Source organism: Allorhizocola rhizosphaerae (genome assembly GCF_003426775.1).
In the GTDB taxonomy this organism is placed as follows: Bacteria; Actinomycetota; Actinomycetes; order Mycobacteriales; family Micromonosporaceae; genus Allorhizocola; species Allorhizocola rhizosphaerae.
Map to the genome: position 1 here is coordinate 25,619 of NZ_QJUG01000088.1, position 6,213 is coordinate 31,831.

Genomic DNA, 6,213 nt, shown 5'->3' on the forward strand with positions numbered 1-6,213 from the left:
GGATCCGTTGCCCGAATTGCCTGAGGTGGAGACGGTCCGGGCCGGGCTGGAAAAATGGACCGTAGGCCGGACCATCAAGTCGGTGCAGGTCAACCACCCCCGCTCGATCCGCCGCCACGTCGCGGGCGCGGCCGACTTCGCCCAGCTCGTCACCGGCAGGATCATCGTCGAGGCACGCCGTCGGGGCAAGTTCCTGTGGCTGCCGCTCGACAGCGGCGACGCGATCGTCGGACACTTGGGCATGTCGGGGCAGTTGCTCGTGCAGCCGGCGAGCGCGCCGGCCGAGAAGCACCTGCACATCCGGTTCGACTTCCGCGACCGCGGGCCGCAGCTCCGCTTTGTCGACCAGCGCACGTTCGGCGGCCTGGCCGTGTCGGTGGGCGGGGCGGCCCTGCCGGACGAGATCGCGCATATCGCGCTGGACCCGCTGGAAGAATCGTTTGTGGATCGGGACTTCATCGCGGCGCTGCGCAAGCGCCGCACGGCGGTCAAGCGCGCCCTGCTCGATCAGAAGCTCATCTCCGGCGTGGGCAACATCTACGCCGACGAGGCCCTGTGGCGGGCCCGCATCCACGGCGAAAAGCCCGCCGACGAGCTCTCCCGCCCGGCCGCCAGCCGGTTGCTGGAGCACGTCAAACAGGTGCTGAGCGAGGCTATCGTCGCGGGCGGCACCAGCTTCGACACCCTCTACGTCAACGTCAACGGCGAGTCCGGCTACTTCGAGCGGGGCCTCAACGCCTATGGCCGCGAGGGCCTGCCATGCTCCCGCTGCGGCACCCTCATCAAGCGCTCCTCCTTCATGAACCGCTCGTCCTTCTACTGCCCCCGCTGCCAACGAATCCGGTAGAAATCTATGTGGGACCTCACCCCCGGCCAACGCATCCGCCGCGTTGAGCTCCATGCCCGCTATGGAGGCAGCGGTCAGGGCGGCATTAGCCCTTCAGCCACCACGCCCAACGTTTTATGCTTCACCGACCCAAGGATTGGCATCCAATACGGCTATGAAGACAAGCCGGCGCCGGATGGCACGTTTCACTATGCGGGCGAGGGCCAAACCGGCGACCAGACGATGACCCGCGGCAACCGGGCGATCTTCCAACATGCCTCGGATGGCCGTGCGTTGCGTCTGTTCGAAGGGGCCAAGGGCACGGTGACCTATGTCGGCGAGTTCTTCATGGAAAACCTCGAATACGTCCGCCGACAAGCGAGCGACGAGGAGCGCATGGTCTTCGTCTTCCATCTGCGACGGATCAGCGAGCCTCTCCCAGCGCCGCAAGCGCCATCGCTCGGGACAGCTTATCGCGAGGCCAACGAGGACCATGAGTTTGGCCCGCCCAAGCAGCCGCCGCCGCCCGATCCGGACGCATTTGGGGCGGGCAATCGCAGCCATCGAAAGCTCCAGAATGGACTTGCGCGCCTGGTGCGCGCCAATGGGCTTGAGCCTTTGTCGTCCGTCCTATCCGGGCCCGACTATGACCTCGCCTGGCTCCCCGGTCCCGGCAGGCTTGTCGTCGTCGAGGTGAAGAGCACTACCGATCGCAACGAGATCCGCCAATTGCGGCTCGGGCTGGGCCAGGTTTTGGACTACCGCAGCGCACTGGAGCGACCTGATCGGGATGTAACGCCAGTGCTCTATGTAGAGCGGCGGCCGATGGACATCCGGTGGGAGCGGCTTACTCGGGCCGTTGGCGTGGTGCTGTGCTGGCCGGATGCAGAAGATCGGTTGGGGCTGACAGCACGGGAAGGCTGAACTCGGCTGCGGCGCGGTGTAGGTCGGGCGTGGGGGATTCGACGGTGACGGCCTCGAAACCCTTGTCGCGGCATAGCTTTAGGCGGTCGCGCAACGCCTCAAAGGGTGGGCGCTGGGAGTCGGGGTCGGCTGGGCGAACGGAGCGTATGTGGCAGACCGTCCTTTTGCCCGACCCGTGCACGTCGTCCACTGTGGACGACTCGGTGGTGAGCGGGTCGCCATACCAGTCGGGCGAAGGCGACTGCGGTTCATGCCACCGTGCCTGCGGCGCGCACGCGCCAAGTAGCAACACGCTGACGACCGCCAGTCTCATGCGTACACCGGATGCATGCAGGCTTCCGTCGTCGCGAGCCCAAACCGTGCCCCCCGCCCCCGCATCAGCTCATGTGCGGCCCGAATCTGGCCGGGCGGCACCGAGTACACCAGATGCGCATCCCCGTGCCGTACGCCCTCCAACTCCCCGCCCCGGTATTCGTCCCACGTTCCCTCGTACGTGCACAGCACCGCCCCCAGCCCACGGTAGATCGAGTCTGCGGGCCGTCCCGGATTGACCAGCAGGGTGTCGAAGCCGATGCGTCGCGCGGCCCGGACCGCGACCGCCACCGGCCCGATCGAGTATGGGCTGGTCGGTGCTTGATCAAAGAAGATGCCCTTTATCGGGTACCCTGCCCAGCGCCCGAGTTCGGCACGCACCTGCTCGATGGCCCGGGCGCCGTATGCGAGATCCACATAGCCCAGCATGTCCACCCCGGCGCGCATCAGCCGCTGTGTGGCCGTGGCCCAGGTGGGATCCATGCCGCTGCCCGGCCCGGTGTCGATGTTGAGCAGCACGGTGGCGCCGACACCGACGGACTCGATGGTTGCCCAGGCTTCGGGATGGATGAGCGGGTGTTGGTGTAGCGAGAGTAGCGGGGTCACGCCCTGCCCAACGAGCGACGCTTTTGTGGGAAGTGTCCGGATATCGACATCTAGCCCACACCCAACGACTCAGGTCCGTCCGAATAGCTGTGTCCAATACGGAGTGTTACCACGGTACGCCAGCCCGACTCCCGTGACCTTGGCGCTGCAGTTCAGGATGTTGTTGCGATGTCCCTCGCTGTTCATCCACCCGGTGACGACATCTTGCGCCGTGCGGTAGCCGTAGGCGATGTTTTCCCCGGCGGCGCCCGATCTTGGGTATCCGGCCCGCACCAGCCGGTCCACAAAGGAGCTCCCGTCCAGCCCGGTGTGGCTGAAGTAGTTGTTGTTCGCCATATCGGCGCTGTGTGCTCGGCCGGCCGTCCGCATGCGCTCATCCGTCCGGACAGCCTGGCATCCGGCCTTCGACCGCTCTTTGTTGATCAGAGCGGTGACCTCGTCCTCCATGGCCGTGACCCGGTCGGGTGCCGCGCTGGTCGGAGCGGGCCGCGGTGAGGTTGTGGTTGGTGGGGGAGTTGTGGCAGGTGGGGCCGCTGTTGCGCTTGTTGCCGGTGTCGGCTCGACTGCGCCGGACGGCGCCGCCGACGGGTCAGGAGTGGCGGACGTGACGGGCGTGGCTTGTGTGTCAATGGTCACGTTCGCCCCTGGCACGGCCCCGGCCTCTATGGCGATCACCCCGGCGCCGAGCAACCCGAACAGCCCGCCTCCCAGGGCAAGCACATGAACAAGCATCTGTCTGGTGGCGCTGGCTTTACCGCGAGGTCGGTGTTTGCCCGGCACGCATGAGACGCTAATGGTGTAGGTCCAGCCAGGCAACTTGACGTTCTGCGCAGATCGGCGGAGGATGGACTTGTCGCCAGTCGCGCCCGACTGTGCCTGTAGCGCCACAGCTCAGAGTGGTCTCAGCGGGTTCGGGAGAGCGAAGACTAACTTGGCGCGCGTTTGCTGGGCAAAACCGGCTGCGCTTTAAAAGGAGAAGATATGGCGAAGGCCCTCTATGGCCACGTCGCGGCCGCGCCTGACCGGCGTTTGCTCGACGAGGTCACTCGGTTGCGTGCCACGGTGCAGGCACTCGAAATTGAGGTCACCCGTCTCCGGGCGGACAATGACCGGCTAGCGGCGGCAGCCGCCGAGGTGGACGAACTGCTCCGCCTCCCAGAGCCGGCTCTGACCTAAACGAGTCCCATTTCGGACTCAGGACCAGAAAGGGTCCGAAACCGGACTCGGTGCACCTGACCTGTTCGCGCGCCTCCACTGCCGTGGCGGCGCGCTTCTTTTTGCCGCGAGTTTGGGCCATGTAGATTGCGGCAATAACCGCCTGACCACAGATCGGGCTCAGATGGACTGACCAACCTACTCACCCCGGAGTTTTGTGTATCTCAAGAGCCTGACGGTGAAGGGCTTCAAATCCTTCGCCTCGACTACGACGTTGAAGCTCGAGCCAGGGATCACCTGCGTGGTGGGTCCCAACGGGTCGGGCAAGTCCAACGTCGTCGACGCCATCTCCTGGGTCCTGGGCGAGCAGGGTGCCAAGGCCCTGCGCGGCGGCAAGATGGAGGACGTGATCTTCGCGGGCACGTCCGGCCGCCAGCCCCTGGGCCGCGCCGAAGTCACGCTCACCATCGACAACAGCGACGGGCTGCTGCCGATCGACTACACGGAAGTCTCCATCACGCGGCGCATGTTCCGTGACGGCGCGAGCGAATACGAGATCAACGGCGACCAGTGCCGCCTGCTCGACATCCAAGAGCTGCTCAGCGATTCGGGCATCGGCCGGGAAATGCACGTCATCGTCGGCCAGGGCCAGCTTGACGCCGTGCTGCACGCCAAACCGGAGGACCGCCGCGCGTTCATCGAGGAGGCCGCCGGCGTACTGAAACATAGAAAGCGCAAGGAAAAGGCGCTGCGCAAGCTCGACGCGATGCAGACCAACCTCAACCGGGTCACCGACCTGACCGCCGAGCTGCACCGGCAGCTCAAGCCGCTGGGCCGGCAGGCCGAGGTGGCGCGCAGGGCCGCGGTGATCCAGTCGACGCTGCGCGACGCGCGCCTGCGCCTGCTGGCCGACGACCTGCACACGCTGCGCGCCACGCTGGACAAGGAGATCGCCGACGAGGCGGCCGTGCGCGAGCGCCGCGCCGAGGTCGAGTCCGAGTTCGAGGCGATCAGCGAGCGGCTGCAAGAGCTCGAGACCGAGCACGCGACCGACGCGCCGGCCCTGCAGGCGGCCCAAGACCTGTGGTACAAGCTTTCCGCACTTCAGGAGCGTTTCCGCTCGACCGCGCAGCTGGCCGCCGAGCGGCACCGGCACCTGAGCGCACCGTCCGATCAGGAGCGCCCCGGCCGCGACCCCGCGCAGCTTGAGGCCGAGGCCGAGCGGGTGCGCACCGAGGAGACCGCCCTGCGCGCCGCGTTGGAGGCCGACCAGAAGCGCCTGGCCGAGGCAGTCGCCCACCGGCAGGAGCAGGAGCGCGAGCTCGCCGCCGCCGAGAAGGCCCTGGTGGCCGCGGTCAAGGCGATCGCCGACCGGCGCGAGGGCTTGGCCAAGCTCACCGGGCAGGTGAGCGCGGCGAGCACCCGCGTGGCCACGGCCGCCGAGGAGATCGAGCGCCTGACGATCGCGTTCGACGACGCGGCCGAGCGGTCCGCCCACGCGCAGGCCCAGGTCGAGGCGGTGTCGGAGCAGACGTCCGAGGCCGACCGGGACAACGCCGAGCTCGACGAGGCGCACGCCCGCGCGATCGAGCTGCTGGAGCAGGTCAACGCCGAGCTCAAGCGGCTGACCGACGCCGAGCGCGCCGCCGAGAAGGAGGCGGCGAGCTGGAAGGCCCGCGAGGACGCCCTCGCCATGGGCCTGCAGCGCAAGGATGGGGCCGGTGCGCTGCTGGCCCGCCCGGCGGAGGTGCCGGGCCTGCTGGGCAGCCTGGCCTCGATGCTGAGCGTGTCGCCGGGTTACGAGGCCGCGCTCGCGGCCGCGCTCGGTGAGCTGGCCGATGCCGTGGCGGTGTCCGGTGTGGACGAGGCCGCCGAGGCGATGCGCCTGCTCAAGATCCAAGACCTGGGGCGCGCCGCGCTGATCGTCGGGAGTGGACTGCCGCAACCGCGGCTCGACGTGGAGCTCCCGCCGGAGGCGCGCTGGGCGCTCGACGTCGTCAAGTGCGACGACCGGCTGCGCCCCGCGCTCACCCACACACTGCGCAATGTCGTGGTCGTGCCCGACCTCGCCGCGGCGACCCGGCTCGTGGCGCGGCACGCCAACCTGCGCGCCGTCACCACCGAGGGCGACATCGTCGGGGCGTTCACGGCCGCGGGCGGCTCGGGCAAGCAGCAGAGCTTCATCGAGGTGCAGGCCGCAGTCGACGAGGCGCGCACCCGCCGCCTGGCCGCCGAGGAGACGATCGCCGAGCTGAGCGAGGCCCTGGCCGATACGCGCCAGGTGGTCTCGCAGCGCAAGGAGGCGGTTGACCGGGCCGCGGCCGCCAAGCGGGCCGCCGAGGGCGAGCGCAACGCGGCCGCCCGCCGGCTGGCCGAGCTTTCCGCGGCGG

6 protein-coding genes are annotated in these 6,213 nt (G+C 68.2%); 4 read left to right on the forward strand and 2 right to left on the reverse strand.

Annotated features, from left to right (window positions below; genetic code table 11):
- Positions 1–7: 7 nt before the first annotated feature.
- Together mutM and DM816_RS20115 are read left to right on the forward strand one after the other, a co-directional pair.
- Positions 8–847: a bifunctional DNA-formamidopyrimidine glycosylase/DNA-(apurinic or apyrimidinic site) lyase gene (mutM, locus tag DM816_RS20110; RefSeq protein WP_117211868.1), complete on the forward strand. Its 840-nt coding sequence runs from the start codon at positions 8–10 to the stop codon at positions 845–847.
- A gap of 6 nt (positions 848–853) precedes the next feature.
- Positions 854–1,750 carry an SRA domain-containing endonuclease gene (locus tag DM816_RS20115; RefSeq protein WP_117211869.1) on the forward strand — a complete coding sequence of 299 codons (897 nt, stop codon included), beginning with the start codon at positions 854–856 and terminating at the stop codon, positions 1,748–1,750.
- 309 nt (positions 1,751–2,059) lie between these two features.
- On the opposite strand, the gene DM816_RS20120 is transcribed toward DM816_RS20115, so the two are convergent.
- A complete protein-coding gene (locus DM816_RS20120; RefSeq protein ID WP_162907645.1) occupies positions 2,060–2,668 on the reverse strand; it encodes a spherulation-specific family 4 protein in 609 nt (202 codons plus the stop codon).
- Between the two features lie 69 nt (positions 2,669–2,737).
- Positions 2,738–3,400, reverse strand: coding sequence for a CAP domain-containing protein (locus tag DM816_RS45530; RefSeq protein WP_342768733.1), 663 nt, complete (start codon positions 3,398–3,400; stop codon positions 2,738–2,740).
- 249 nt (positions 3,401–3,649) lie between these two features.
- On the opposite strand from DM816_RS45530, the gene DM816_RS20130 reads away from it, so the two are divergent.
- Positions 3,650–3,844 (forward strand): hypothetical protein, encoded by a 195-nt coding sequence (locus DM816_RS20130; RefSeq protein WP_117211872.1) that lies wholly within the window; start codon positions 3,650–3,652, stop codon positions 3,842–3,844.
- Between the two features lie 196 nt (positions 3,845–4,040).
- A partial coding sequence (smc, locus tag DM816_RS20135; RefSeq protein WP_117211873.1) for a chromosome segregation protein SMC occupies positions 4,041–6,213 on the forward strand: 2,173 nt, incomplete at its 3' end.